The sequence below is a fragment of the Primorskyibacter sp. S187A genome, assembly GCF_049800955.1.
Lineage (GTDB): Bacteria > Pseudomonadota > Alphaproteobacteria > Rhodobacterales > Rhodobacteraceae > JAKVBH01.
This window is the reverse complement of the sequence record NZ_JBNAGA010000001.1, coordinates 322,223-347,908: the sequence shown is the minus strand read 5'-3', so window position 1 is coordinate 347,908 and position 25,686 is coordinate 322,223. Positions and strand designations below refer to the sequence as shown.

The following is a 25,686-nucleotide window of genomic DNA, read 5'->3' as shown; positions in this document are numbered from 1 at the left end:
GGGGAGACATTCACATGACCACCACATTCTCGAAAGGGCTGGCCTCTGTGCTGGCGCTTTGCGCCGCCACGAGCGCGGGCGCAGAGACGTTCCGCTGGGCCGGCACGACCGATCCGCAAACCATGGACCCCCATGCCGTGAGCTCGGCGCCCGTCCTGGGCTTTCTCAACAACGTCTACGAAGGCCTCGTGCGGCGCGGCAAGGATATGGCCATCGAGCCTGCGCTTGCCACCTCTTGGGAGCCCATCGGCGCGGGCGAAGGCTGGCGCTTTACCCTGCGGCAAGGCGTGACCTTCCACGATGGCGCGGCGTTCACGGCCGAAGACGTGCTCTTCTCCTATGAGCGCGCCTCCTCGGAAGCCTCCGATGTGCGCAGCTGGTTTGCCCCCGTCTCCGAGGTGCGCGTGGTTGATGATTTCACCGTCGAGATCATGACAACCGCCCCCAACCCGATCTTCCCTGACAGCATCGCCAACTGGATGATCATGGACAAAGGCTGGGCCGAGGCCAACAACACCGCGCAGCCCGACAAGGAGAACGGCAATTACGCGACGCTCAATGCCAATGGCACCGGCGCCTTTGTCCTGTCGGACCGCCAGCCGGGTCTGTCCACCAGCCTGACGCCGTTCGCCGGATGGTGGGACGAGGCCGAGCATAATATCACGCAAGCCACCTTCACCCCCATCGACAACCCCGCCACCGCCGTGGCCGCGCTGCTCTCCGGCGATGTGGACATGATCAACCCGGTGCCCATTCAGGACGCCGCCCGCGTCGATGAGCGTGAGGGCACGAAGGTTATCCGCGGGATCGAGGCGCGGGTCATTATGCTGGGCTTCGGCCATGACCATGAGGCGCTGAAATACACGTCGCAGGCGGGCAATCCCAATCCGTTCCAGGATGTGCGCGTGCGCGAAGCGGTGGCCAAAGCCATCAACGTGGATGCGATCCGCCAGACGATCATGCGCGGCTCTGCGGAAGCGGCCAGCCAATTGGTCAGCCCCGCGATGCGCGGCTTCTCCGAGGCCAATGCCGAGCGGCCCGCCTATGATCCCGACGGCGCTCGCGCGCTGCTGGCCGACGCCGGGTTTGCCGATGGCTTCTCGTTTGGCCTGAAATGCCCCAACAACCGCTATCTCAATGATGAGGCCGTCTGTCAGGCCGTGACAGGCATGCTGGCCCAAGTGGGGATCACAGCAGAGCTTGATGCAATGCCCGTGCAGAATTACTGGCCCGAACTGCGCGCGGATAATTTCGACATGTACCTGCTGGGCTGGTCCCCGGGCACCTTTGATCACGAGCATCCCGTGCGCTTCCTCGTGACGACCCCCAATCCAGAGAAGAAGCTGGGCTCGTGGAATTTCGGTGGGTTCTCCGATGCGCGCGTCGACGAACTTCTGCCGATGATCCAGTCGGAGATCGATGATGGCAAACGCCAGATGATGATCGATGAGATCACCTCGATCTATCAGGACAACCACGCCTATGTGCCGATGTATGTCCAGCCGCTGGTCTGGGGCACGCGTGACAATATCGAGCTGACCCAGCGGCCCGATAACTTCTTCATCCTGCGTTGGGTAAGCGTCAACTAACCGTCCGAGACGCGCAGTAAATGAAACGGCGGGCCGCGTTGAGCGACCCGCCGTTTTCTTTTGCAGGTAAACTGCGGATCAATCCCCGTCAGCCACGCCCTCCGCCCGCGCCCGGGCCCGGCGCGCCCGGTAGCTGGGCAGAATGATCAGGATCGCCGCGATGACCAGCAGCCCCAGCGTCATAGGCCGCTCCCAGACGAAGGACATCCCGTCGTATAGCTGCATCGAGCGGGAGAAGTTGTTCTCCAGCATACCGCCCAGAATGAAGCCAATGAGCAGCGGCGCCAGCGGATAATCCGCAAACCGCAGGATCGTCGCCGCAATGCCAAAGCCCACGAGCATCAAAAGCTCGGTCGCGTTGTTCTGCCCGATATAGGCCCCCATCAGCGTGAAAAAGAGGATAAACGGGATCAGGAAATTGCGCGGCACCGCGAGGATCTTGGCGATATAGGGAATGAGCGGCAGGTTCAGCACCAAGAGCACCAGATTGCCAATATACATCGAGATGATCACCGCCCAGAAGATCTGCGGATCATCCACCATGAGCCGCGGCCCCGGTGTCACATTGAGCGCAATGAGCGCGCCCAGCAGGATCGCCGTGGTGCCCGAGCCGGGAATGCCCAGCGTCAGCAGCGGGACGAAGGAACCGGTGCAGGCAGCGTTATTGGCCGTCTCCGGCGCAGCAAGCCCCTTGATGGAGCCCTTGCCGAATTCGTCCTGCTCTTCCTTCTTGGCGATATTGCGCTCCACGGCATAGCCTAGGAACGAGGCAATCGTGGCCCCCGCACCGGGCAGAACACCGATGAAAAAGCCCTGCAACGATTGCCGCCCGATCACGGGCGCAATGGATTTCGCCTCTGCTCTGGTGATGCGCAGATCCTTGATATCGCCGCCCGCCCCTTGCGCCGCACGCGCCGGATTGAGCACGAGGAACAAGGCCTCCGGCAGCGCGAACATCGCCATCGCCAGCGTAATGAAGCCAATGCCCGATTGCAGATCCATGAGCCCCATCGTGAAGCGCGGCGCATTGAACAGCGCCGTCTCGCCGACCGTGGCCATGATCAACCCGACCACCGTCATGAGCAGCGCCTTGGCGACCTGCCCCGTCCCCGCAAAGGCCGCAATGGCCGAGAGGCCCACCACCATCAGCGCGAAATATTCCGCCGAATGGAACAAGAGCGCCACAGAGGAGAGCGCAGGCGCAAAGATCATCAGTAGGATCGCCCCGATCGTACCTCCGCAGAACGAGGCAATCGCGGCAATGGTCAGCGCCTTGCCCGCCTTGCCCTGCCGCGCCATGGGGAAGCCATCAAAGCTTGAGGCCACCGTGCCTGCGACCCCCGGCGCGTTGAGCAGGATGGACGAGGTCGAACCGCCAAAAATCGCGCCGTAATAGACCCCGGCCAAGAGGATCAGGGCCGCCGCCGGATCGCCCATGGAAATCGCGACCGGGATCATGATCGCAATGATCGACATCGGTCCCAGCCCCGGCAACATGCCGATGAACGTGCCGATCAGACAGCCACCGATAACCATGATGATGTTTTGAAACGACAGGGCTGTCTGTAGCCCGAGGAGGATACCTTCCAGCATCTCACACCCCCAAAAATGCGGGCAAAGGCCGCAGGAAAATTCCGAGCACCACCTGCACCAGATACCAAACGAGCCCTGTCGCAAGCGCGGACACCACGATCATTGTAATCCACCGCCGCTCACCAAGGATCACAGAGCCCAGCACCAGAAACCCCATCGTCGAGGCCAGAAACCCCGCGGGCCGCAGCAGCAAGGCGTAGGCCACCATCAACCCCAACAACAGCGCGGCCTGACCGATGTTGTACTCGCCCAGCCGCGACAGGTTGATATCCGCCGCCCCCTTTTTCTCAGGCGCTTTCTCGAGCCCCAGCAAAATGATGAGCGACAGGACAACCCCTGCCACCGACAACACCTTCGGAAAACTCGACGGCCACACCGGAGAGCGCTGCATAATCGGCGGCAGTAACCCGTCCATGGTGAACCAGGCGGCATAACCATAGGCCAGACACACCAACATAATCACAAATGCGATCCAGCGATCCAAAGCCATAAGTCCCCTCCCTTGGATGTCGTTTCAAATGGGGGCTCTGCCCCCGCCCGCCTGCAGCGGTCTCCCCCGGAGTTTTTTTGCAAGATGAAGGACAATTTTATTAAAATGCCGGATATCTCTGCAAATTGCACAGGCCCCGTTAAGCGCATTGATCTCTTTGGCATTTTGGCGCCAAGGGTCGGGTATAGCCTCCCCTTCATCTTGCCCTGAAAACTCCAGGGAGCGCGAGGGAGGATCCCTCGCACTCAATAGTAGAGCGGGCGCGTCAGCGCCCACCTTTTCAAAGGAAGCCCAGCTGCTTCATCAGATCCCCGATAACCTTTTCCTGGTTTTCCAGGAAGGCACGGAAATCGTCGCCGTTGTTGTGGATGTTGACCCAGCCGTTGCGGGCGCGCACGGCTTCCCATTCCTCGGTCTCATACATCTTGGTTAGCGCGTCCTGATACATGGCCAGCTTGTCATCGGGCAGGCCCGGCGCTGCGAAGAAGCCGCGCCAGTTCACGAAGGATGTGTCGATGCCTTGCTCTTTCATCGTCGGCGCATCTGGATAGGCGTCCACGCGTGCATCTGAGGTCACACCGATGATTCGCACTTCGCCCGCTTTGGCCAGCTCCACCGCCTCAGAAAAGCCGGTGGAGACCGCTTGCACTTCGCCCGACAGCAGGCCCGCCATCGTCGCGCCACCGCCATCATAGGGGACGTATTTCATGGCAACTGGGTCTGCACCTGCCGCCTGGAAGACCATGGCCGCCACGAGGTGGTCCATGCCGCCGGGCACGGAGCCGCCGCCGATGGCTGTACCGCTGGGATCGGCGTTGAACGCCTCGATCAGGCCGTTCACGTCCTGGATCGGGCCGTTGGCATCCACCACCAGCGCGGCATAGTCGCCGATTGTGCCCGCAACCAGTGTCAGGTCACGGAAGTTCTGCGGGAAAACGCCTGTGAGCGAGCGGATCACGATGGGGGTCGAGTTGACCATCAGCGTGCCGTGGTTGCTTTCGGCATTCTCGATCAGGTAGCCGATGGCCTTGCCGCCGCCGCCGCCGGACATGTTCTCGTAGCTTGCGGTGCCCACGAGGCCCGCGCCCGTCAGCGCCTCACCGGTGCCGCGCGCGGTCCCGTCCCAGCCGCCGCCGGCGCCGCCGGGGATCAGAAAGTGGATGCTGTCTAGCACCTGGTGGCCGCCCGCCACAGCGGGGGTGCTCAGACCCAGTGCAAGTGCGGCGCCCAGCAGAGCTCTGCGGCTCATTTCAAAGCGTTTCATGGATTTCCTCCCATTTGACTTCATGTCGCAAAGCGACTGATGTTGGAGGACAGAGCACACCAACCTGACACTAACCTGTCAAGCATTCATCCCAAGGGCCTCTTGCCATGAAATTCCTGTTGATCGAGGACAATGTCGATCTGGCCGCCGCGCTGTGCAACCGGATGCGCATGGATGGGCATGTCGTTGATCACGCGAGCACAATTGAGGATGGGCATGCCTATCTCGCCACGACGGATTACGATCTTTTGCTGCTCGACATCATGCTGCCCGACGGCGACGGGCGCGACTTTCTCAAAAGCCACCGCGCGGCGCAAAACCAGATCCCAGTGATCGTGCTGACGGCGCGCTCGGAAGTCTCGGACAGAATCAGCCTGCTCGATCTGGGCGCGGATGATTATCTCACCAAGCCCTTTGATCATGCGGAATTGCAGGCCCGCTGCCGGGCCGTTTTGCGCAGGCGCTCCGGTGCGGCGCAAACCATCCTGCAGCACGGCGATGTGGCGCTTGATCCCTTGGCCTCGCGCCTGACCATCGGCGCGCGCGACATCAGTTTGCGCAACCGCGAGCTGCGCCTGCTGGAGCTGTTCATGAACGCGCCGGGGCAGGTCTTTTCCAAGGGCAAACTGGTCGACCGGCTCTTTTCCTACGACGACGATGTGACCGAAAACGCCATCGAGGTCTATGTCGCGCGCCTGCGCAAACATCTGGAGGATTCCTCGCTTTCGATCACGACATTGCGCGGGCTGGGATACAGGCTTGATGGTGCCTAGTGCCGAACAGGCCCCCGGCGCGAAGCCCGCGCTGTCGCTGCGCTGGCGGCTGACGCTCACGCTCATCGGCGGCGCGGCCATTCTCGCCGCCCTGCTCTATGTGGCCTTGCGCGCCTATGCCGTTCAAATTGCACAGCAAAGTCAGGACAGAATTCTCGAAGCTTCCGCCAGTTCCGTGCTGGACAGCGCGGCTCTGCGGGGCGAGGCGATCGTGCTTGATCTGCCATATGCGGCCTTTGCCATGCTGGATACAGCCGCCGATGATCGGGTGTTTTATGCGGTGCATCAGGATGGCCGGTTTCTCACGGGGTATGAGGATCTCACACCCCGCACGAATGCCCCTCTCAACACCCCGCGATTTGACACGCTCAGCTATCGGGGCACGGATATTCGCCGCATCGAGATGACCCGGGTCTTTCCCGCAAGCCCTGCGCCCATTGTGCTCAGCGTCACCATCGCCCAGACGCGCGACAGCCTCGCGGGCACCTTGCTGCAAATTTCGCTGAATGCCGCTCTGTTTGGCGCGGCCTTCTTCGTTCTGGCGGCAGGTCTCTCGCTTTGGACAGGCTCCAGCACCGTGACACCGTTGCGCCGGCTTGCGGCCTCCGTCGGGCGGCGGGGCCCGCGTGATCTGCGCCCGATGACGGGGCAGGTTCCGGCGGAGCTCACCCCGTTGGTGGGCGCGCTCAACACGCTCATGACCCGGCTGGATCAATCGCTCTCGCAATCGGAGGATTTCATCGCGGAAGCCGCGCACCGCGTCCGAACGCCTCTGGCCACCGTGCGCAGCCATGCCGAGACCACCTTGCAAAAGGTGGACCGCGATGAAAACCGCCAGGCGCTGCGCGCGATGATCCGGGCCATCGATGAAAGCTCACGCGCCGCAGGCCAGCTTCTCGATCACGCCATGGTCACCTTTCGCGGCGAGCATCTGGAGCAGCAAGCCATTGATCTGGCTGCGACTTGCGATGACATCGCAGGCCGCCTTGCACCGGTTGCCGAGATGAAAGACATCGATCTTGTCCTGAAGACACAGACGCCCGCACATATGCAGGGCGATCCGATCCTGATCGAGAATGCCCTGCGCAATCTCATCGACAACGCCCTGAAATACTCGCCCTCCGAGCGCGCCGTGGAGATCACCGTCTCCGCAGAACCGCGCGCAACGGTTTCCGTCAAAGATCGCGGGCCGGGATTCCCGCCCGGGCAAATGGGCACATTGAGCGACAGGTTTCAGCGCGGCGAGAATGCGCTCGGAACTGTCGGCAGCGGCCTCGGGCTCACGATCGTGCGCGATGTGGTCGAGGCCCATGGCGGCTCCCTTGTTTTGCGCAACAGACGGGAGGGCGGCGCATGCGTAACTCTGTCCTTCTGATCGTGGGCTTATGCACTTTCATGTGCGGAGCCTTGGCGCTCGGCCCTCCGCTCTCCACCGCAGAGCTTGAGGATCAGACCCGGTTTGGACCTGATCCCGGAGACGCCGCACTGCGCATCCTGTCGAGCACAGACACGGAGGTCTTTGCTCCGATCATCGAGGCCTATCTGGCCGATCAGCCGGATCTGTCCATTGTCTATGATGTGGCGGGCTCAGCAGATATCGTGGAGCTGCTTGCGGCCTGCGAGGGCTGCTACGATATCGTGATTTCCAGCGCCATGGACCTGCAGATGAAGCTGGCCAATGACGGCGCGGCGCGGCCTCTGCCGGATCTGGATCCTGCGCCCTGGGCCGTCTGGCGCGAGAGCCTCTTCGGCTTCACGCTGGAGCCCGCCACGATCCTGCTCAACGCCGCCCATTTCAAGGATCGCCCCATTCCGCAGACGCGGCAGGAGCTGATCGCGACCTTGCGCGCAGAGCCTGAGACCTTCGCAGGCCGCGTGGGCACCTATGATGTGCGGCTCTCGGGGTTGGGTTATCTCTTCGCCACGCAGGATGCCCGCACATCAGAGACCTATTGGCGGCTCATGGAGGTCTTTGGTTCGCTGGAGGCAAAGCTCTATTGCTGTTCGGGCGAGATGATTGACGCTCTGGCCGCGGGGGAGCTGCTCGTGGCCTACAACGTGCTGGGCAGCTACGCCAACGCCCGTCTGGATGCCCGCGGGCTGATTGAGATTGTCGCGCCGCAGGATTTCGCGACAACCATGATGCGCACGGCCCTTGTGCTGGACAGCGCCGCAGCCCCAGAGCGCGCAGAGGCCTTCGTGGCCCATCTGGTGTCCAATGCCTGGGCCCGAGAGACCGGGGGCACAGAGGTAGACGCGGCCCCCCTGCCGCCCCTCTCGCGCGCGTCCCCGCCGCAACAGGGCTTGATCCGGCTTGAGCCGGGGCTACTCGTCTATCTCGATACGCTCAAGCGGAAGATCTTTCTGGAGGAGTGGCGCAACGCGCTCCGCAGGTAAGAGGCGTCACAGGGGCCAGATCAACGGGATCACCAGCGAGGCCAGAATGCCAATCGAGAGATTGAGCGGAATGCCCACGCGCATGAAATCCGTGAAGCGATAGCCGCCCGGCCCATAGACCAGCATGTTTGTCTGATAGCCGATGGGCGTGGCGAAACTGGCAGAGGCCGCGACCATAACCGCAACCACGAGGGGCCGCGCATCAAGGCCCAGCGCATCCGCCAGCCCAATGGCAATGGGCGTGACAACAACCGCCACCGCATTGTTGGAGACAAGCTCGGTCAGAACGGAGGTCAGCAGATAGATCGCCCAGATGATCAGCGCCCCCGGCAACAGGCCCAGATAGGGCGCCACAGCCTCCACAATCAGCCGCACCGCGCCAGAGGCCTCAAGGGCCGCACCAATCCCCAGCATCGCAAAAATGAGCGCCAGCAGACGCCCGTCAATGAAGGAAAAGGCCTCCTCGGCATCAATGCACCGCGTCAGCAACACCACCGCAACCGCCAGAATGGACAGCAAAAAGATCGGCGCCACGCCAAAGGCCGCAAGCCCGACGATCCCGGCCAGTGCCACGAGCGCAATCGGCGCATGGGTGCGCCGGAAGGCCCGCGCCGAGGGTTGCGAGACATCGCCCAGTTCCATGTCCACCGCGAGACGCTGGATGTCTTCGGCCGCCCCCTCCAGCAGCAGCGTATCGCCCACGCGGATCACCAGATCATCGATCTGGCCGATGTTCTGGTTGCGTCGATGAACAGCCAGTGGATAGACGCCGTAGCGCCGCCGCAGGCGCAGCTGACCCATCGTCCGGTTGACCATCCGGCAGCCCGGCGTGATCAGCACCTCGACCGTCGTCGTCTCCACCGCGCCGACCTGATCAAGCCGCTTGAGCGATTTGTTGCGCTGGAGCGAGAGCAGCTCTGTCATCTGGGTGCGCAGCACGACCCGGTCGCCCACTTGGAGCACCACGTCCTTGAGATTGCGGCGCAGCGAAAGATCACCCCGGATCACATCGATCAGCCGCACGCCCGGGCGCTTGAAGAGCTGCACCCCGTTGACTTCCCGTCCAATCAGGTTGCTCTCGGGCGGGATTACGGCCTCGGTGAAGAACTTCATCTGACTGCGATCAGACAGCAGCGTCGCCATACTGTCCCGGTCCGGCAGCAGCAACGGGCTCACGTAGCGCAAATACAGCATGCCCCAGATCACGAGGATGATGCCCAGCGGCGTGACTTCGAAGATCGTAAAAGGCTCCAGCCCCTGCGCGCGCGCGACGCCATCCACCAGCAGGTTGGTCGAGGTTCCGATCAGCGTCAGCGTGCCGCCGAGGATCGCACCATAAGACAGCGGGATCAGCAGCTTGGACGCCGAAAGCCCCATGGTCCGCGCCAGCTGTATGAAGACCGGGATCATCACGACGACCACCGGCGTGTTGGACACAACCGCCGAGGCCACGACGACAAAGGCCATCAAGAGCGCGATGGCCGCAGCAGGGTTCGTCTTGGCGCGCCGGTCGGCCAGCTTGGTGAAGGCATCAAGCGCGCCCGTGCGCACCAAGGCCCCCATGACGATAAACATCGCCGCGATTGTCCAGGGCGCGGGGTTTGACAGAACAGCCAGCGCGGAGGCATAGGGCAAGACACCCGTCGCCAGCAAGACAGCCACGCCGCCGATCGCCACCACCTCTGTGGGAAACACCTCACGCACAAACAGCGCAAACATGGCAAACACCACGCAAAGCGCCAGCACCGCTTGCGCCATCTCGGACAGGGCGAAGAAATCAGCCATCACGGACCGGAGTGTCGCCGGGTGCGCGGCCGTTGCCAAGCGTCTTTTGCCCGCGCGGCTGAACAAGGGCCATGCCCGCCAGCATCACCGCCATGGCCGCCCAAATGATCAGCGGATAGCGTTCGCCAAGCAGCAGCATCGCCCAGAGGACGGCAAATCCTGTCACGAGGTAACTGACCTGCGCCGTGAAGGTCGCGCCTGCGCGCCCGGCCATCCAGACATAGGTTGTGTAGACCACGATATGCAAAGCCGTGGCGCCCAGAAACGCCCATTCGGGCGCGCCAAAACCGGCAAGCGGGTCAATGAACTGCCCAGTGCCAACGGCCAGCACGAGAGAGATCCCTGCCCCCAGAAGCGATGCGCCCGCGATCACTTCCATGGGCCCCAATCCCGCGGTGCCCCACCGGGCCACGAAATTGCCCTCAAAGGCGTAAAACGCAGGCGCAATCATCGCCACGAGCACCCAGGCCGCCATATGCGGCTCCGGCAGAGAGGCCTCAGGCAACACGATGAGCAAGACGCCCAGAAAGCCCAGGCACAGCCCGCCAAAACGTCGCCACGAAAACCGATCCGTGCCCAGCGCGAGAGCAATGGGGAAGGCGATCATCGGAATGATTGTGAGCGCAAGCGAGGCAATGCCGGAGGGCAGATGCACCAGCGCTGAATAGCTCGCCGATTGCGGCAGGATCGTCCCGATCAAGGCAATGAGGATATAGATCCGGCAGGCCGCCCCGTCCCAGCGCAGCCTGAGCCCCCGCACACGCAACAGGGCGAGCAGCACCAGTGCTGAAATCGTCAATTGCCAGAAGATCAGGCCGAAATGCTGGTGCCCCGTCGAGACGGCAATCTTGGACAAGGGCTGCGACAGACCCCAGCCCGCGCCCATCAGGATCAAAACGAGCCAGAGCCAACCCTGTCGCGGTACAGAAACAGGTGCGCTCACGCAGGCGGGCCTGCCTGTTGCAGCCGCCCACCCTGCCGGACCATGTGGATCGCCGTGGCCCTGCCCGTCCGGTCATCAGTCTCAACGACAACACCGCTCAGCGTGGCCTCGCTCGTGGCGGGCTGGAAGCGGCCCTTGGGCATGCCTGTGATGAAACGGCGCAGCGGCTCGGCCTTGTCCATGCCGATGACCGAATTGTAATCGCCACACATACCCGCATCGCTCAGAAGCCCCGTCCCACCGGGCAGCACCTGCGCATCTGCCGTCGGCACATGGGTATGTGTGCCCACAACAAGGCTCGCGCGCCCGTCGCAGAAATGCCCCATGGCCATCTTCTCGGAGGTGGCCTCGCAATGCATGTCAACAACCGCCGCCTGCACGCCGCCGCCGAGGCGATGTTTGTTGAGCGTGGCATCAATGGCGGAGAATGGATCGTCAAAGGGGCGTTTCATGAACACCTGCCCCAGCGCCTGCACAACGAGCACTTTGCGCCCGCGCCCCCCCTCGAAAATCGCTGCCCCGCGCCCCGGGGCATCTTTGGCGTAATTCAGAGGTCGCAGGATGCGCGGCTCGCGCTCGATGAATTGCAGCATGTCGCGCTGATCAAAGGCGTGATCGCCCAGCGTGATCACATCGGCGCCCGCCTCCAGCAGAAGCTTTGCGTGATCACCGGTGAGCCCTGCGCCATTGGACGCATTCTCGCCGTTTATAATGACCAGATCGAGCTTCCACGCCGCGCGCAAATCCGCCAGCCGATCCTGAACGGCTTTGCGGCCCGCCCGGCCCATCACATCTCCGAGAAACATAATTCGCATAGACAAGGCCTACGCATGCGCATCGCTCCCGGCAAGGGGCAGTGTCGAGAATTGTTGGAAAGGGTGGGGCGTCAGACCAAGAGAGCGTGCGCGCCTGCACGACCGCGGACACTGACGAAACAACACGCGCGCCATGCCCCCCACAGTGCCTCAAGCGCTGCGACGGAAACCTGATGCATCGAGCATCATGAAAATCGCGACACAGCAATTGCTTGTCCGTGTTTTCGTGATCCATGTTTTTCGCGAAGCTCTATGGGATGCACCGGTTAGGAACCGATGAACGCAGCGCGGCGCTCCAGCAGGGCGCCGCTCAGGTAATCCACCAGCAGGCGCGCGCGGCGGACGCGGCGCAGCCCGCCATGCAGCAGGATCCAGGTTGAGCGCCGCTGATCCAACGCAGTGCCCGGCACGCGTTGCAACTCGGGAAACACGCTCGACGCCCAGTTTGCAAGGAACGTCATGCCTGCGCCCGCGCGGGCCAGATGCAAATGCATTTGAGGATCCCGGATAATGTGGCGCTGCCTGGCCGCGGAAAACGGCGAGGTCTCGATCATGTCCTGCAACTCGGGCACATCGCCATAGCCAATCCATGTCAGCCCCCGTCCCCGCGGGCCCGCTTTCGGCAGCTCCGCGTCGATATAGAGGCGCGCTGCAAAGACACCCAGAGACAGCGGGAACAGCTTTCGCCCGACCGCATCGCCCTCCACCGACAGGACATGGCGGATGGATACATCTGTTTCGTCCTGCGCAATCGAGTCCAGCTCATAGGACAATTTCAACTCGATCTCGATGTCCGGATAGAGTGCCGCAAACTCTGCGAGCGCCGGGGCCAGCAGGTAATGCGCGGTCATGGGATCGGCGGACAATCGGATACGGCCCGATGCCTCGCGATCCAGACCTTTCACGGCCCCGAAGCCTTTCAGCAATGCGGCCTCCGCATCCAGCGCTTGCGGCAACAGCCGTCGGCCCGCAGCCGTGAGGCTCAGCCCCCCGGCGCTTCGGCGAAAGAGCATCGTGCCCAATTGCGCCTCCAGCGCCTCGATCTGGCGCCGAACGGTCGCGTGAGTGCCGCCCAGTTGCTCGGCCCCCGCACGCAGGGACCCCGAGCGGGCGACGGCCAGAAAGGCAGGCAGCGATTTCCAATCCATGTGATGACTGTATCGTTTTTGAACCGTTGCGGATCACATTAGCCAATTACCGGACGAAAATCCATCCGATATCTCTGCACCCAGTCAGACAAGGAGGGTCCCATGGACGCTACATTTACTGCCTGGGATGTCACCCGCTATGGGGGCCCCGACGTGTTAAGCCCGGTATCGCGCCCATTGCCGCACCCTGCGCCGCGCGAGGTCTTGATCCGCATTCGCGCCTCTGCCGTCACGCGGGCCGATGGGTTGATGCGCGCCGGTCACCCAAAATTTGCGCGGGTCTTTCTGGGATTAACACGCCCGCGCGCCGGGCTGTCGGGCACCTGTTTTGCAGGTGACGTCATCGCTCTGGGCGAAGGCGTCACGCGGTTTGCGGTGGGCGATGCTGTCTTTGGCGAAGCCGGGCTGCTCTTTGGTGCGAACGCCTCTCATATCTGCTTCGATCAGGACGGCAGCCTTGTGAAAAAGCCCCAAAGCGTGAGCTATGACGAAGCCGCCACGCTCTGCGATGGCGCGCTCACGTCGTGGCATTTCCTGACCCGTATCGCCAGGCTGCAACCCGGTGAGCGCGTGCTGATCCTGGGCGGCTCCGGCAGTTTGGGCACGGCCGCAATTCAGTTTGCCAAGGCTCTGGGGGCCCGTGTCACGGCGAGTGCGAGTGCGCGCAACGCGGAGTTGCTGACGTCACTGGGGGCAGATCAGGTCGTGGATTATGCCTGTGAAGATCCCCTGAAGCGCACCGAGACCTATGATGTCATCTTTGACACGCTGGGCGTGTCGTCCTTCGGCGCGGCCAGATCGGCATTGACGCGTCACGGGCGTTTTATCTGTCCCGTGCTGGGGTTCAGGCTCCTGCGCGATATGGTGCTGACGGGTTGGACCCGTGGCAAGACAGCCCGCTTTGCGGCCGCTGGCCTGGCAACGCCAGCGGTACATCGCGAAGAGCTGTCCGATATCCTTGCGCTGATGGCCAACGATCACTTCGCCCCGGTCATGGATCGGACCTATCCGCTTGCGGATCTGGTGGAGGCGCATCGCTATGTCGAGACCGGGCGCAAGCGCGGCAATGTCGTCGTGGTTTAGGGAGAAAAAGTGATGCATATCCATCCTGACCCGCTGCGCCATGCGCGCCTTGCAGGGGCGCTCTACCTGACCATCATCATCTGCGGCGTCGGATCGGAGCTCGCTTTGCGCGGGCCGTTGATCGACGCGGCCTCCGCCGAACACACGATGCAGGCCCTTCATGCCCAATCCCTGCGCTTCCGTCTGTCGATCCTGGCGGACGTCGTCATGGCGCTGGCTGATGCCGCCTTGGCGCTGCTGCTGTTTCGCATGTTCCGATCTGTCTCTGCGGATCTGGCTCTGGCTGCATTGGTCTTTCGTTTGCTGCAATCAGGGCTGATCGCGGCGGGGCTTTTGAACCTGCAGGCCGCACTCATCGTGGGCAGCGCTGATCTCTCGCTGCACTATCTGGCCCTGCATGCCTATGGCTACGATCTGGGCCTGATCTTCTTTGCGGTGAACTGCTTTTTGACAGCGCAGCTGATCACCAGGTCAGGCTTTGTGCCACGTATACTGGGGCTGGGGATTGGCCTGTCGGGGCTGGTCTATCTCGCGGGGAGCGGACTGCGCATTGTCGCGCCGGAGCTGCACGGGCTCATGGCGCCTGCCTATGTCGTGCCTTTGGTCGCGGAAACGGCCTTCTGTCTGTGGCTGCTGGTCAAGCCGGGGGGCGCGCGGCGGAGGGCCGCGGCCTGATGCACTGTAACAAGAACCGACATCCCGGAGAGGAGAAAGACATGTCTGAGCACACCGTTCTGAAGCTGATCAAACAAGCCGACCAGGCCATCACAAACGAAGACTTCGACAGGCTCATGTCGTTTTATGCCGAGGATGCCGTTCTGGTGGTTCAACCCGGCCAGATCGCGCGGGGCAAAGCCCAGATCCGACGCGCGTTCAACGCCATTGCCCGGCATTTCCAGCACAGGCTGACAGTCCACCAAGGCCGCGCGCATGTGTTTGAAGGCGCAGGTACGGCCCTGGTCATTATGGAAACACAGCTCTTCATCGGCGACGCCAAGACGCCTGTCACCCGGCGCGCGACCTATGTCTTTCGCGAGGACCCGGCGGACGGCTGGCTCTGCACGATTGACAATTCCTACGGCACAGATCTGTTGGACGCGGCCTGACTGCGCCCAGCGCGCCCGGGTGCGAGGCCAACCGGTTGATAAGCCTCCGCACAACAGCATAGCCTGTCCGGGCTATCATCGGAACGAGGGAACCATCGTGACTGAGCCGACCATGGCCGCGGGTTTTGCAGCTTCATTTACCACATTCGCCTGCGAGAAAGGCGCCGACCGGGATACCCTGCTGGCGCAAAGCGCGCTGACGGAGGATGACCTGTCCGATCAGGACAACCGCATTCCAGTGGCGGCTTATCAGGCCTTGATCGGCGCAGCCATCGCGCAGACCGGCGATACCGCGCTCTTGCTGCGGCACACGCTGGAGACCGAACTGGAGTCCATGTCGGTGGTTGGCCAGATCGTGCATACCTCGGCCTCCCTTCGCCACTCGATCGAGCAACTCAACCGGTATTTGCACCTTATGGGCGATGTCGAGCTGCCCCCGGGGGTGGATCGCTTTGAATTGCAACGCCACGAAGGCGGGCTTTGGATCGTGGATCATCTGGTGTTGCCAGCCGATTTCTCCTTTTGGTCCGAGATTTCCTTCGCGCGGTTCATCAGTGAGTTTCGCAGGTCCTTCCCGGGCGCAACCTTTGAGATCGCGATGGAGGTGACCTACCCGCCGCCGCCCCATGTGGATCAATATCCGGAGTTGTTCGGCATCCCCGTGCAGTTCAACGCGCGCCGCAATGCGTTGCAGATTGATCCGGTCTGGGACAGCCCCGACACCCAGTTTGCCCCGGGAAACGCCTATGCCTTCGGGGTCTTCACACGCCACGCGGATGACATGCTGGCAAAACTGCATGCCGATACGTCGGTGCGCGCGCAGATCGAAGCGCAGATTCTGCCCAAGCTGCATGAGGGGTCGATCTCGATGGACAAGGTGGCCAAGGACATCGCGATGAGCCGCCAGACCTTGTATCGCCGTCTGAAAGAGGAAGGGATGACCTTTGCCGAGATACACGATGACCTGCGCCAGCGGATGGCAAAGGAGTACCTTGAGGGCCAAAAGGTCACCGTGAATGAAACAGCCTATCTTCTGGGCTTCTCCGAGGCGTCTTCTTTCGTGCGCGCGTTCAAACGCTGGACCGGGCTGAGCCCGACCGCCTATCTGCGTCAGGCCCTCTGAGCGCAGTCTGTTACGAAGTGTCAATTCCTTGATACCTGCGGTCATGCCCTGACCGCGTGAGGCTGGCTATCTGCTTTCTCGACACTGAAACGAGAAAGGTCAGACAATGAAACGCAAAGCTATGCATCCCCTCGCCGGGCTGGTCCTGTTGACCGCCTGTGCCGATGGCGGTGCGCACCACCACCCCATCCTCGACGGGACGCCTACCCCGGCCTATGAGGCGGACCTTGCCGCCTGTCAGGCCCTGGCCCGCGACCAGAGCCAGCTGGACCACGAGACCATGGGCGCAACACTTCTGGGCGCAGGCGCCGGTGCGGCCCTGGGGGAAGCCGAGAGAGGCGACGCTTTGGGCGGCGCTGTGGCGGGTGCGCTGGCGGGCGGTCTCGCCAGCACCGGTGATGTGCGCGAGCGGCGCAGCTCCATTGTCGTGGAATGCCTGCGTGGTCGTGGCCACCGGGTCGTTGGATGAGGGCTGCGCCATGACTGACATTCTACGCTATCGCGCGCGGCGGTTTCAGGCGCTCTGCGCTTTGCTCACGGGCGGGCCGCGCGAGGACCCGCCGCGCATCCGTCCCCCGCAACCGCAGGCAGGTTTTGCCGCCAGGGCAAGGGCTGTATCATGAAACGCGTGTTTATCGCAGGCGCGACCGGCTATCTTGGGCGCCATCTTTGCGCGGAATACCAGCGCCGCGGCTGGTATGTGATCGCGCTTGTGCGCCATATGCCGCAGGCCAATCCGATTGCCGCCGACCAACTTGTCGAAGCGCAAGCGACTGAGCCCGCGACCCTCGACGGGATCATGACCGGCGTCGATCTGGTGGTCTCCTGTCTCGGCATCACACGACAGGCCGATGGGCTGGGCTATTGGGAGGTCGACTATCAGGCCAACCTCAATCTCTTGCGCGAGGCAGAGCGCGCGGATGTGAGCCGGTTTGCCTATATCCACGTCATGCAGGCCCATGCGTTGGCGCATGTGCCGCTGGTTGCGGCCAAATCGGCCTTCGTTGAGGATTTGCAGCGCTCTCCAATCGCCTCCACGATCATCGCGCCCACGGGCTATTTCTCGGACATGGGCGACTTTCTGGATATGGCGCAATCCGGACGGGTGTTCCTGTTTGGCGATGGGCGCCAGCGGATCAATCCGATCCACGGTGCGGATCTGGCGACGGCTACGGCAGAGGCGGTGTCACAGGGTGCTGACTGGCGGGACGTGGGCGGCCCGGAGGTCTTCACACACCGGGCGCTTGCAGAGCTGGCCTTCGCCTGTGTCGGCCGCCCGCCCCGGATCGTCTTTCTGCCTGACACTGTTCGGCGCATCGCGTTGTGGCTTTTGCCCTATATGGCGCCGCGCCGGATCAGCGGCCCGGCCCGCTTCTTTCTCAGCGCGCTTGCCTTTGACATGGTTGGCACGGCCCACGGCACCCATTCCCTGAAAGATCACTTCGAGCACCGCCTCGCAACCGCTGGCCCAGCGCGCGCAGACCACTCACCCATGGCAAGGAGCGGATCATGACACTGCAACATATCGGCGGGCTCGCTGCCTTGATCTGTGCGGGCACCTACATTTTCGGCTTTGCCGCTCTCGTCACGTTTCTGGCGGGCCTCGGCTACGGGACAGGCGAGATTGATGCAGCCGCCGTGGTCGGGTTCACGGCAGAAAACCCGGCAGTCCTGCTGTTGTGGAACACGGCGATCTACATCGTGAATGCGCTGGCGCTTGCTGTGCTGGTTGTTGCATTGGCGGGCCGGGTGCGGCGCCTGTCTGAGGACTGGGCCAACACGTCGCTCGCCTTCGGCCTGATCTGGGCAACGCTGGTTCTGGCCGCGGGCATGCTCGCCAATGTGACGACCGAGCGTGTCGCCGCACTGTCACCGCGCGATCTGGACGCGGCAATCCGGAGCTGGGAGGTGCTGCACGCGGTTGAACTGGGCCTTGGCGGCGGTAATGAGATTGCCGGAGGGGCGTGGATCCTCTGCCTTAGCCTTGCCGGCCTGCGCCACCGCATCTTCGGGAGCGCGGTTCTCGGGCTTGGCCTCCTGACTGGCCTCGGCGGTGTGCTGACACTTCTGCCCCCATTGGGAGATGTCGCGGGCGTGGTCTTCGGGCTGGGCGCGATTGGCTGGTTCGTGGCAGTGGGCCTGTCGCTGTGTCTCGGCCGCGACGGCGCAGGGGGGCCGCCGCAGAGCCAACCTGCCGACCAGGGAGGCAAGACCCCATGAGCCTCGCGGACGATCTTCAAGCCCTGATGGACGCACAAAGCGCGCGGACACATACCAATGGTGTGCTGCTGCGGGTCTGGTCCGGCGACGGTCAGGTGGATTTCAAAGGCAGCGCGGGGGCCGCAAGGCCGCAGAGCCGGTTTGCGATTGCCAGCATCACCAAGATGTTCACCGCCACGCTGATCATGCAGCTCGTGGACGCGCAACGCATCGCGCTGGGTGAGAGGGTGCAAAACATCCTGCCCGCGCTGGATCTGTCCGGGCTGCACATCGTGAACGGGGTGGATCACGGGCCCGCGCTGACCCTGCGCCACCTCCTGCATCACACATCCGGCCTGGCCGATTACTATGAAAGCGATCTGGCGAGAGATCTGAAAAGGGGCAAGGATCGCAGCTATGACATGCGCGACGTCCTGCAAATGACGAAGGCGCTGCCACCACAGGCCGCGCCCGACAGCGGCAGGTCGCATTACTCCGACACCAACTACCAATTGCTTGGGGCCGTGATCGAAACCATCACCGGCCAGACCTATGATCAGGCGCTTCAGAGCCGCATCTGTGACCCGCTTGGCCTCAAACAGACGGGCGTTTTGCAGGGCCCCGACGCAGGCCTGCCGATCTATCACAAGGACAGGCGTCTGGACGTCCCGCACATCCTGACAAGCATGACTGCCGACGGCGGCATCATCTCGACACTGGATGAGATGCTGATCTTTCTGCGTGCCTTCATGCAGGGCCAGCTCTTCACACCCCATAGCGCCGCGCAGATGCGCCAGTGGAACCAGCTCTTCTTCCCGCTGCACTATGGATACGGCCTGATGCGCATCAAGCTGCCGCGCTGGATGACCTTGCTGCGCGCCACGCCAGAGCTGATCGGGCATTCCGGCGCCAGCGGCACCTTCGCCTTCTACGCCCCCGAGCAAGACAGCTACGTCATCGGCACGTTCAACCAGACAGATGCGCCGCAGCGGCCTATAGGCTTCATGCACCGCGTGCTGCGCGCCTGTCAGAACGCGCAGGGATAAGCGGCAATGAGCGGGCTCGCGATATGGGGCCTGCACCCCGGCAAACAGGTCAGCCCTGCTCAAACACGCCCGCCTCCGTCACGATCAGATCGAGCGGCTGGTCCGTAGGCTCCAGCGGCAGGTTATCCGCCTCCTGTGCCGCATAGGCAAAGCCCACGGCCAGAACCGGACCGCGCGCGCGCAGACCCTCCAGCGTCCGATCATAAAACCCGCCGCCATAGCCCAAGCGTCCACCGTGCCGGTCAAAGGCCACCAGCGGCACAATCACAATCTCGGGCACGACCCAGTCAAGCCGCGCGGGGATCGCCGCCCCGAACATGCCCTTGACCATCTCCATGCCCGGCTCCCAGCGGGCAAACTGCAAGGGCCGGCCCGCAGCCTCTATGACAGGCACAGCGACCGGCCCGTGGGCTGCGGCCTCTTCCATCGCGGGCAACGGATCAATTTCCGTGCGGATCGGCATGTAGCCCGCCAGAGGCACGCCGCGATGGCCCGCCAAAAGCGCCGAGAGATGGCCCGCGCCAGTGCCGGGATCTGCGCCATGGGCCGCCTTGCGGCGCGCAAAGGCCGCCTTGCGCGCGTCTGCCTTCAAGGCATCGAGGCTCATAGCAGCACCACAACGGCAAGGCCCAGAAAGGCGAAGAAACCCACCACATCCGTGACCGTCGTGACAAAGGCGCCCGAGGCCAGTGCCGGGTCAATCCCGAGTTTCTCGAGCACCACGGGGATGACCGTCCCCGCGAGGCCCGCCACTACGAGGTTGATCACCATGGCCGCCGCGATCACATAGCCCAGCGCGGGTGAGCCAAACCAGATCATGCCGACCACGCCCATGACCACCGCGAAGATGAGGCCGTTGATCAGCCCCACCAGCACCTCGCGCCGGATCACCCGCCACATATTGGCCGCCGTGAGGTCTTTGGTGGCAATGGCGCGCACGGCCACGGTCAGCGATTGCGTGCCCGCATTGCCGCCCATGGAGGCCACGATAGGCATGAGCACCGCAAGCGCCACGATCTGGGCCAGCGCCACTTCAAACTGAGCAATCACAAGCGAGGCCAGGATCGAGGTGATCAGATTGACCGCCAGCCACGGAAAGCGCCGCTTGGTGGTTGCGATCACGGTATCGGAGAGCGTGCTTTCCTCGTTCACACCCGCCAGACGCAGGATGTCCTCATCATGTTCCTCATCCAGCACGATCATCGCATCATCGATGGTGATCTGCCCCACGAGCCGGCCCTCGTCATCGACAACGGGCGCCGAGATCAGGTGGTATTGATTGAAGGCATAGGCCACCTCGGATTCCGGCTGCGTCGCGGGGATGACCTTGAACATCTGCTCGGTCAGGTTCTTGAGCGCGGCTGTGCGCGGCGCGCCCATGAGACGGCCCAGGGTCACGTTGCCGATGGGGTGCAGGCGCGGGTCCACCAGAATGACGTGGTAGAATTGCTCTGGCAGATCATCTGTTTTCCGAATGAAATCGATTGCATCCCCGACAGTCCAGTGCTCGGGCGCCATCACGACCTCGCGCTGCATCAGACGGCCTGCGGAATATTCGGGATAGCTCAGCGATTGCTCGACAGCCGCGCGGTCCGTGTCTTCCAGCGCATCGAGGATGGCCTCCTGCTGCGGCTCCTCAAGATCTTCGATGAGATCGACCACATCGTCCGTCTCGAGCTCGCGCACCGCATCCGCGAGCACTTCCGGGGTGAGGACGTCGATGACATCCTCGCGCACGCTCTCATCAAGCTCCGAGAGAATCTCGCCATCAAATTCCGCATCATAGAGCCTGACGAGCCCCATGCGCTCCTGCGCGCCGACCTGTTCGAGCAAATCGGCGATGTCGGCGGGGTGCAGCGGCTCCATCTCCGCCATGAGCGCATCCCGGTCGCCCGCATCGACTGCCGCAAGGATCGAAGCGATTCTGGATTTCTCCAAAGTGTAGCCCGCATCCTGTGCGGCGTCGTTGGGCTGGCTGGGATCGGCTGTCTCAAGCATGGCGCGGGCCTCCTGCTGGGCGGTCGAAGCGTGGGCGCACCATAGGCCCTGCACCGGAGGAGGAACAGAGCCCGGATGCCATTTACCCGCCCGCACAGAGCGCTTACGCTGCCCATGATGACAGGAGAGGCAGAGATGCAGCTGATTTGCGGGCAAGTTCTGGACATTCAGTCCAACCCTTTTGAGACGCCCGTGCCTGAGGCCGCGCGCCACCTGCGTCGCGGCGCCATTGCGATTGAGGCCGGGCGGATTGTCCGGGTCGGGGAGGCTGACGCCTTGCGCGCGGCCTATCCCGGCACAGAGACGGTCGAGATGGGCGACGCACTTTTGCTGCCGGGCTTTGTGGACGCCCATGTCCACTACCCCCAGACCGGCATTATCGCGAGCTGGGGCAAGCGGCTGATTGACTGGCTCAACACCTATACCTTCCCTGAAGAAGAGCTCTTTGACGCGCCCGATTACGCCATGGAAGTGGCCACGCGCTACCTTGAGCTGACCACGCAGAACGGCACCACCAGTGTCGCCAGTTTCTGCACGATCCACCCCGGCAGCGTCGATGCGCTTTTTGCCTGTGCGCAAGCGCGGGGGCAGGCCATCGTCGCAGGCAAGACCTGCATGAACCGCAACGCGCCGCTGCGACTGCAAGACACCGCGCAGAGCGCCTATGACGAGAGCGCCGCGCTCATTGCCCGCTGGCATGGGATGGATCGGTTGACCTACGCCATCACGCCGCGCTTCTCGCCCACTTCGACGCCGGATCAGCTTGAGGCGCTGGGCGCGCTCTGGGCCGCCCATCCCGATTGCCTGATGCAGACGCATCTGAGCGAACAGACCGACGAGATTGCCTGGGTCCGGGAACTTTATCCCGACGCGCGCGACTATCTCGATACCTATGAGGCCCACGGGCTTCTTGGCGCGCGCGGGCTCTACGGCCACGCGATCCACCTGGAGCCGCGCGAGGTTGACCGGCTGGCCGAGGTCGGCGCGGCGCTCGTCCATTGCCCGACGTCGAACACTTTCATTGGCTCCGGCCTCTTTCAGATGGCCGCGCTGCAAGCCCGCGGGCTCTCCATCGGGTTGGCCACGGATACCGGCGGCGGCTCGTCCTTCTCGATGCTGCGCACCATGGCCGCGGCCTATGAGATCGGGCAGCTCACCGGCACGGCGCTGCACCCGGCGCAGCTGCTCTGGCTGGCCACAGCCGGTTCGGCCCGCGCGCTGCATCTCGATCATGAGATCGGCACGCTTGCGGAGGGCAGCGCGGCAGATCTCGTGGCGCTGGATATGGGCGCGACCTTTGCGATTGAACAACGCGCCGAGCGCGCGCGCGATGTCTGGGAGGCCATCTTCCCCACAATCATGATGGGCGATGACCGCTCTGTTGCAGGCGTCTGGATTGCCGGTCGTCGCGCCATCGGGTGAGGGCCATGCCGCGCAGGTGAGGCCCGCAGAAATCTGCCAAAATCGCGATGCGCCAATGGCTTGCCCGAAGGTGTCGCCCATCTGGCCCTATATCACGAAATCATCTGGCCCTATTTCTTGGCACGAAAGCCGGGTTTCTGGCATAGTAAGGATACAACGCGTGCAACCGGGGGTCGCATTATGATCGACGGAACTTTCAACGAAAATGATCTTTCTGGCGTGATCGAAGCAGACCGCGCCCATGTCTGGCATCACCTGATCCAGCACGAACCCTTCTTTACAGGCGCCGATCCCAAGATCATCGTCGAGGGCAAGGGCCTGCGCGTCTGGGACCAGAAAGGCATCGAGCATATTGATGCGGTCGCCGGTGGGGTATGGACCGTGAACGTTGGCTACGGTCGCGAAAGCATGGGCGATGCGGTGCGCGATGCAATCGTGAAGATGAACTTCTTCGGCGGCACCGTGGGCACGATCCCCGGCGCGCGCTTTGCCGAGCGGCTGATCGAGAAGATGCCCGGCCTGGACCGCGTTTACTACGCCAATTCCGGCTCCGAGGCCAATGAGAAGGCGTTCAAGATCGTTCGCCAGATCGCGCACAAGCGCTACGGCGGCAAGAAGCACAAGATCCTCTACCGCGACCGCGACTATCACGGCTCGACACTGGCCACGATGTCTGCAGGCGGGCAAGACGAGCGCAATGCGCAATACGGCCCCTTCGCGCCGGGCTTTGTCCGCGTGCCCCATTGCCTGGAATACCGCAAGCATGAGCAGGACGGCGCGCCGGAGGAAAACTACGGCGAATGGGCCGCCAACCAGATCGAAGAGGTCATCCTGCGCGAAGGCCCCGAGACCATCGGCGCGCTCTGCCTTGAGCCGGTGACAGCGGGCGGCGGCGTGATCGAGGCGCCCGAGGGCTATTGGCCGCGCGTGCAGGAGATCTGCAAGAAATACGACATCCTGCTGCATATCGACGAGGTCGTCTGCGGCGTGGGCCGTACCGGCACATGGTTCGGCTACCAGCATTACGGCATCAAGCCCGACATGGTCACAATGGCCAAGGGCGTGGCCTCGGGCTATGCGGCCATCTCCGTGCTGGCGACGACCAACGAAGTCTTTGACATGTTCAAGGACGACAGCTCCGATCCGATGAACTACTTCCGCGACATCTCGACCTTCGGCGGCTGCACCGCCGGGCCCGCCGCCGCGCTCGAGAATATGCGGATCATTGAAGACGAAGGTCTGCTGCAGAACACGATCGACATGGGTCACTACATGAAAGACCAGCTGCGCGCGCTGCAAGACAAGCACGCGGTTGTCGGTCAGGTGCGTGGCAAGGGCCTCTTCCTGGGCGCTGAGCTGGTCGCAGACCGTGAGACCCGTGAGCCTGCCGCAGAGGCCATGGTGCAAGCGGTCGTCAAGGATTGCATGGCCCAGGCCGTGATCATCGGCGCGACGAACCGCTCCCTGCCCGGGCGCAACAACACGCTGTGCTTCTCGCCCGCGCTGATCGCCACCAAGGATGACATCGACCAGATCGTCGGTGCCGTGGATGGCGCTCTGGGCCGGGTCTTTGGATAGGCAAAACACATATGGCCAGCCCATCGGGCGGCCTGTTGAGATCGAAGTGCCGCGTCCCTCTCCGGGGCGTGGCATTTTTCTGGGCCAGTATTGCCGCCTCGAGCCGCTGACCCGCGCCCACGCGCCGGCCTTGTTCGAGGCCTTTGCCGAGGATGCCCCGGGCTTCACCTACCTGCCTGAAGAGCCCTTCGTGCGGCAAGAGGACTGCGCCGCCTTTTGCGAGACGGCGGAGGGGCGCGAAGACCCCCTGCTTTTCGCGATCTGTGATCCCGGCGGCCGCGCTCTGGGCCATGCAAGCTACCTGCGGATACAGCCTGCCAGCGCCTCCATCGAAGTCGGCTATATCCACTTCTCCCCCGCGATGAAGGGCAGCCGGATCGCCACGGAGGCCATGTTCCTGATGATGGCCCATGCCTTCGACGATCTGGGCTATCGCCGCTACGAATGGAAATGCGACGCCCTCAACGCGCCCTCGCGCGCCGCCGCGCAACGGCTGGGCTTTCAGTTCGAGGGCATCTTCCGACAAGCCACAATCACCAAGGGCCGCAACCGGGACACGGCCTGGTTCTCCATCCTCGATCACGAATGGCCCGCGCTCAAATCCGAGTTCACCCGCTGGCTCGATCCGGGCAATTTCGATGCAAACGGGGTACAGCGCTCTCGATTGGTCATGCCGCGCGCATGACGAAGGGATAGTCAGACGCCGATCCCCGCGCGCTCAAAAGCCCGTCACTCCGGGTCGCCCAACCGCAGCTGTGCCACCGTTCTATACATCTCAACGATGTCTTGCTCCGGAAGCGGCAAACCTGCCGTCAATCCCTCGGCCGTGGCCTCATAGGCGGGCACGCGCTGGTGATAGTAATGCTTGACCAAAACATCGCCGCGCATCTGCATGTGGTAGAGAACGACCTCTCCGGTTTCGGGATCATTCCGATAGGCGCCGCAAAAGACGACGAACAGCGCCGCATCGGGCGTCACCTCTTCAAAAATCTGAACGTATGATGACGTGCAGGCCCTGTCATACCGCTTGATCTCGCCCCCGGCATAGCCTTCCACATTGGGCTTCAATGGTCGCTCCACGTAAACGGCATAGAGCTTGGTCCATGCATCGAAGCTCTCAGATTTTGGGATCAGCTCCCAGATATAGACATCGCGCCCCTGTGCGTTTTTTCCCTGATCGCGAGACACCTTAGCCCTGTCCAGCGGCGCATTCACGCTTGCCCATGCGGGCAGTTGCGTCTGCGTGACAAACCCGAAGGTGTTTTGAACATACATGGGGGGCGGCGTCTGACTTATGGCTGGCGCGGTCAATCCTTCCAGTGCCAAGGCAACAC

The 25,686-nt window shown here is 63.0% G+C and carries 25 protein-coding genes; 15 read left to right on the top strand and 10 right to left on the bottom strand.

Annotated elements, in window-relative coordinates; genetic code table 11:
• Window positions 1–14: 14 nt before the first annotated feature.
• Window positions 15–1,589 (top strand): ABC transporter substrate-binding protein, encoded by a 1,575-nt coding sequence (locus tag ACP15S_RS01840; RefSeq protein ID WP_425037874.1) that lies wholly within the window; start codon window positions 15–17, stop codon window positions 1,587–1,589.
• 78 nt (window positions 1,590–1,667) lie between these two features.
• On the opposite strand, the gene ACP15S_RS01835 is transcribed toward ACP15S_RS01840, so the two are convergent.
• The 3 genes from ACP15S_RS01835 to ACP15S_RS01825 form a co-directional block, all read right to left on the bottom strand.
• Window positions 1,668–3,182, bottom strand: a complete 1,515-nt coding sequence (locus ACP15S_RS01835) for a tripartite tricarboxylate transporter permease (protein WP_425037873.1) — start codon at window positions 3,180–3,182, stop codon at window positions 1,668–1,670.
• Window position 3,183: 1 nt separating this feature from the next.
• Window positions 3,184–3,672 carry a tripartite tricarboxylate transporter TctB family protein gene (locus ACP15S_RS01830; RefSeq protein ID WP_425037872.1) on the bottom strand — a complete coding sequence of 163 codons (489 nt, stop codon included), beginning with the start codon at window positions 3,670–3,672 and terminating at the stop codon, window positions 3,184–3,186.
• Between the two features lie 280 nt (window positions 3,673–3,952).
• Window positions 3,953–4,936 carry a tripartite tricarboxylate transporter substrate binding protein gene (locus ACP15S_RS01825; protein ID WP_425037871.1) on the bottom strand — a complete coding sequence of 328 codons (984 nt, stop codon included), beginning with the start codon at window positions 4,934–4,936 and terminating at the stop codon, window positions 3,953–3,955.
• A gap of 107 nt (window positions 4,937–5,043) precedes the next feature.
• On the opposite strand from ACP15S_RS01825, the gene ACP15S_RS01820 reads away from it, so the two are divergent.
• From ACP15S_RS01820 to ACP15S_RS01810, 3 genes are read left to right on the top strand one after another with little or no spacing between them, the layout of a single operon-like run.
• Entirely contained in the window at window positions 5,044–5,709 is a 666-nt protein-coding gene (locus tag ACP15S_RS01820; protein WP_425037870.1) for a response regulator transcription factor, read from the top strand.
• Complete coding sequence (locus ACP15S_RS01815; protein WP_425039632.1) at window positions 5,699–7,084, top strand: sensor histidine kinase; 1,386 nt, start codon at window positions 5,699–5,701, stop codon at window positions 7,082–7,084. The genes ACP15S_RS01820 and ACP15S_RS01815 overlap by 11 nt, the downstream gene beginning before the upstream one ends.
• Window positions 7,063–8,106, top strand: a complete 1,044-nt coding sequence (locus ACP15S_RS01810) for an ABC transporter substrate-binding protein (RefSeq protein ID WP_425037869.1) — start codon at window positions 7,063–7,065, stop codon at window positions 8,104–8,106. The genes ACP15S_RS01815 and ACP15S_RS01810 overlap by 22 nt, the downstream gene beginning before the upstream one ends.
• Before the next feature lie 6 nt (window positions 8,107–8,112).
• Here the strand turns inward: ACP15S_RS01810 and ACP15S_RS01805 are convergent, their stop codons facing one another.
• From ACP15S_RS01805 to ACP15S_RS01790, 4 genes are all read right to left on the bottom strand, one after another.
• Entirely contained in the window at window positions 8,113–9,891 is a 1,779-nt protein-coding gene (locus ACP15S_RS01805; RefSeq protein WP_425039631.1) for an SLC13 family permease, read from the bottom strand.
• The gene (locus ACP15S_RS01800) at window positions 9,884–10,834 is read right to left on the bottom strand and encodes a DMT family transporter (protein ID WP_425037868.1); all 951 of its coding nucleotides are present in this window, start codon (window positions 10,832–10,834) and stop codon (window positions 9,884–9,886) included. The genes ACP15S_RS01805 and ACP15S_RS01800 overlap by 8 nt, the downstream gene beginning before the upstream one ends.
• Entirely contained in the window at window positions 10,831–11,649 is an 819-nt protein-coding gene (locus ACP15S_RS01795; RefSeq protein ID WP_425037867.1) for a TIGR00282 family metallophosphoesterase, read from the bottom strand. Before ACP15S_RS01795 ends, ACP15S_RS01800 begins: the two co-directional genes overlap by 4 nt.
• 266 nt (window positions 11,650–11,915) lie before the next feature.
• Window positions 11,916–12,797 carry a LysR family transcriptional regulator gene (locus tag ACP15S_RS01790; protein ID WP_425037866.1) on the bottom strand — a complete coding sequence of 294 codons (882 nt, stop codon included), beginning with the start codon at window positions 12,795–12,797 and terminating at the stop codon, window positions 11,916–11,918.
• Window positions 12,798–12,899: 102 nt separating this feature from the next.
• Between ACP15S_RS01790 and ACP15S_RS01785 the strand changes: the two genes are divergently transcribed.
• The 8 genes from ACP15S_RS01785 to ACP15S_RS01750 all read left to right on the top strand — a co-directional run bounded on the left by ACP15S_RS01785 (window position 12,900) and on the right by ACP15S_RS01750 (window position 19,354).
• A complete protein-coding gene (locus ACP15S_RS01785; protein WP_425037865.1) occupies window positions 12,900–13,880 on the top strand; it encodes an NAD(P)-dependent alcohol dehydrogenase in 981 nt (326 codons plus the stop codon).
• Between the two features lie 12 nt (window positions 13,881–13,892).
• Window positions 13,893–14,555, top strand: coding sequence for a DUF4386 domain-containing protein (locus tag ACP15S_RS01780; RefSeq protein ID WP_425037864.1), 663 nt, complete (start codon window positions 13,893–13,895; stop codon window positions 14,553–14,555).
• A gap of 41 nt (window positions 14,556–14,596) precedes the next feature.
• Window positions 14,597–14,986 (top strand): YybH family protein, encoded by a 390-nt coding sequence (locus ACP15S_RS01775; RefSeq protein ID WP_425037863.1) that lies wholly within the window; start codon window positions 14,597–14,599, stop codon window positions 14,984–14,986.
• A 97-nt stretch (window positions 14,987–15,083) separates the two neighbouring features.
• On the top strand, window positions 15,084–16,109 hold the full coding sequence (locus ACP15S_RS01770; RefSeq protein WP_425037862.1) for an AraC family transcriptional regulator: 1,026 nt from the start codon (window positions 15,084–15,086) through the stop codon (window positions 16,107–16,109).
• Window positions 16,110–16,215: 106 nt separating this feature from the next.
• Complete coding sequence (locus tag ACP15S_RS01765; protein ID WP_425037861.1) at window positions 16,216–16,578, top strand: glycine zipper family protein; 363 nt, start codon at window positions 16,216–16,218, stop codon at window positions 16,576–16,578.
• Window positions 16,579–16,728: 150 nt separating this feature from the next.
• Complete coding sequence (locus ACP15S_RS01760) at window positions 16,729–17,622, top strand: SDR family oxidoreductase (protein ID WP_425037860.1); 894 nt, start codon at window positions 16,729–16,731, stop codon at window positions 17,620–17,622.
• Window positions 17,619–18,329 (top strand): hypothetical protein, encoded by a 711-nt coding sequence (locus ACP15S_RS01755; protein WP_425037859.1) that lies wholly within the window; start codon window positions 17,619–17,621, stop codon window positions 18,327–18,329. The genes ACP15S_RS01760 and ACP15S_RS01755 overlap by 4 nt, the downstream gene beginning before the upstream one ends.
• Window positions 18,326–19,354 carry a serine hydrolase domain-containing protein gene (locus ACP15S_RS01750; protein WP_425037858.1) on the top strand — a complete coding sequence of 343 codons (1,029 nt, stop codon included), beginning with the start codon at window positions 18,326–18,328 and terminating at the stop codon, window positions 19,352–19,354. The genes ACP15S_RS01755 and ACP15S_RS01750 overlap by 4 nt, the downstream gene beginning before the upstream one ends.
• A gap of 49 nt (window positions 19,355–19,403) precedes the next feature.
• Here ACP15S_RS01750 and ACP15S_RS01745 read toward each other — a convergent pair whose 3' ends face one another.
• A complete protein-coding gene (locus ACP15S_RS01745; protein ID WP_425037857.1) occupies window positions 19,404–19,961 on the bottom strand; it encodes a 5-formyltetrahydrofolate cyclo-ligase in 558 nt (185 codons plus the stop codon).
• Entirely contained in the window at window positions 19,958–21,352 is a 1,395-nt protein-coding gene (gene mgtE, locus ACP15S_RS01740) for a magnesium transporter (protein ID WP_425037856.1), read from the bottom strand. The genes ACP15S_RS01745 and mgtE overlap by 4 nt, the downstream gene beginning before the upstream one ends.
• A gap of 114 nt (window positions 21,353–21,466) precedes the next feature.
• Here mgtE and guaD point away from each other — a divergent pair, with 114 nt between their 5' ends.
• The 3 genes from guaD (at window position 21,467) to ACP15S_RS01725 (ending at window position 25,037) form a co-directional block, all read left to right on the top strand.
• Window positions 21,467–22,774 (top strand): guanine deaminase, encoded by a 1,308-nt coding sequence (gene guaD / locus ACP15S_RS01735; protein ID WP_425037855.1) that lies wholly within the window; start codon window positions 21,467–21,469, stop codon window positions 22,772–22,774.
• 183 nt (window positions 22,775–22,957) lie between these two features.
• A complete protein-coding gene (locus ACP15S_RS01730; RefSeq protein ID WP_425039630.1) occupies window positions 22,958–24,352 on the top strand; it encodes an aspartate aminotransferase family protein in 1,395 nt (464 codons plus the stop codon).
• Window positions 24,294–25,037, top strand: coding sequence for a GNAT family N-acetyltransferase (locus ACP15S_RS01725; RefSeq protein WP_425037854.1), 744 nt, complete (start codon window positions 24,294–24,296; stop codon window positions 25,035–25,037). The genes ACP15S_RS01730 and ACP15S_RS01725 overlap by 59 nt, the downstream gene beginning before the upstream one ends.
• A gap of 44 nt (window positions 25,038–25,081) precedes the next feature.
• Here ACP15S_RS01725 and ACP15S_RS01720 read toward each other — a convergent pair whose 3' ends face one another.
• On the bottom strand, window positions 25,082–25,627 hold the full coding sequence (locus ACP15S_RS01720; protein WP_425037852.1) for a hypothetical protein: 546 nt from the start codon (window positions 25,625–25,627) through the stop codon (window positions 25,082–25,084).
• Window positions 25,628–25,686: the final 59 nt, after the last annotated feature.

Bases quoted from the DNA above. Each gene is read 5' to 3' on its own strand.
- ACP15S_RS01840 (WP_425037874.1), top strand. From the start codon at position 15: ATGACCACCACATTCTCGAAAGGGCTGGCCTCTGTGCTGGCGCTTTGC.
- ACP15S_RS01835 (WP_425037873.1), bottom strand. From the start codon at position 3,182: ATGCTGGAAGGTATCCTCCTCGGGCTACAGACAGCCCTGTCGTTTCAA.
- ACP15S_RS01830 (WP_425037872.1), bottom strand. From the start codon at position 3,672: ATGGCTTTGGATCGCTGGATCGCATTTGTGATTATGTTGGTGTGTCTG.
- ACP15S_RS01825 (WP_425037871.1), bottom strand. From the start codon at position 4,936: ATGAAACGCTTTGAAATGAGCCGCAGAGCTCTGCTGGGCGCCGCACTT.
- ACP15S_RS01820 (WP_425037870.1), top strand. From the start codon at position 5,044: ATGAAATTCCTGTTGATCGAGGACAATGTCGATCTGGCCGCCGCGCTG.
- ACP15S_RS01815 (WP_425039632.1), top strand. From the start codon at position 5,699: ATGGTGCCTAGTGCCGAACAGGCCCCCGGCGCGAAGCCCGCGCTGTCG.
- ACP15S_RS01810 (WP_425037869.1), top strand. From the start codon at position 7,063: ATGCGTAACTCTGTCCTTCTGATCGTGGGCTTATGCACTTTCATGTGC.
- ACP15S_RS01805 (WP_425039631.1), bottom strand. From the start codon at position 9,891: ATGGCTGATTTCTTCGCCCTGTCCGAGATGGCGCAAGCGGTGCTGGCG.
- ACP15S_RS01795 (WP_425037867.1), bottom strand. From the start codon at position 11,649: ATGCGAATTATGTTTCTCGGAGATGTGATGGGCCGGGCGGGCCGCAAA.
- ACP15S_RS01790 (WP_425037866.1), bottom strand. From the start codon at position 12,797: ATGGATTGGAAATCGCTGCCTGCCTTTCTGGCCGTCGCCCGCTCGGGG.
- ACP15S_RS01785 (WP_425037865.1), top strand. From the start codon at position 12,900: ATGGACGCTACATTTACTGCCTGGGATGTCACCCGCTATGGGGGCCCC.
- ACP15S_RS01780 (WP_425037864.1), top strand. From the start codon at position 13,893: ATGCATATCCATCCTGACCCGCTGCGCCATGCGCGCCTTGCAGGGGCG.
- ACP15S_RS01775 (WP_425037863.1), top strand. From the start codon at position 14,597: ATGTCTGAGCACACCGTTCTGAAGCTGATCAAACAAGCCGACCAGGCC.
- ACP15S_RS01765 (WP_425037861.1), top strand. From the start codon at position 16,216: ATGAAACGCAAAGCTATGCATCCCCTCGCCGGGCTGGTCCTGTTGACC.
- ACP15S_RS01760 (WP_425037860.1), top strand. From the start codon at position 16,729: ATGAAACGCGTGTTTATCGCAGGCGCGACCGGCTATCTTGGGCGCCAT.
- ACP15S_RS01755 (WP_425037859.1), top strand. From the start codon at position 17,619: ATGACACTGCAACATATCGGCGGGCTCGCTGCCTTGATCTGTGCGGGC.
- ACP15S_RS01750 (WP_425037858.1), top strand. From the start codon at position 18,326: ATGAGCCTCGCGGACGATCTTCAAGCCCTGATGGACGCACAAAGCGCG.
- ACP15S_RS01745 (WP_425037857.1), bottom strand. From the start codon at position 19,961: ATGAGCCTCGATGCCTTGAAGGCAGACGCGCGCAAGGCGGCCTTTGCG.
- mgtE (WP_425037856.1), bottom strand. From the start codon at position 21,352: ATGCTTGAGACAGCCGATCCCAGCCAGCCCAACGACGCCGCACAGGAT.
- guaD (WP_425037855.1), top strand. From the start codon at position 21,467: ATGATGACAGGAGAGGCAGAGATGCAGCTGATTTGCGGGCAAGTTCTG.
- ACP15S_RS01725 (WP_425037854.1), top strand. From the start codon at position 24,294: ATGACATCGACCAGATCGTCGGTGCCGTGGATGGCGCTCTGGGCCGGG.
- ACP15S_RS01720 (WP_425037852.1), bottom strand. From the start codon at position 25,627: ATGTATGTTCAAAACACCTTCGGGTTTGTCACGCAGACGCAACTGCCC.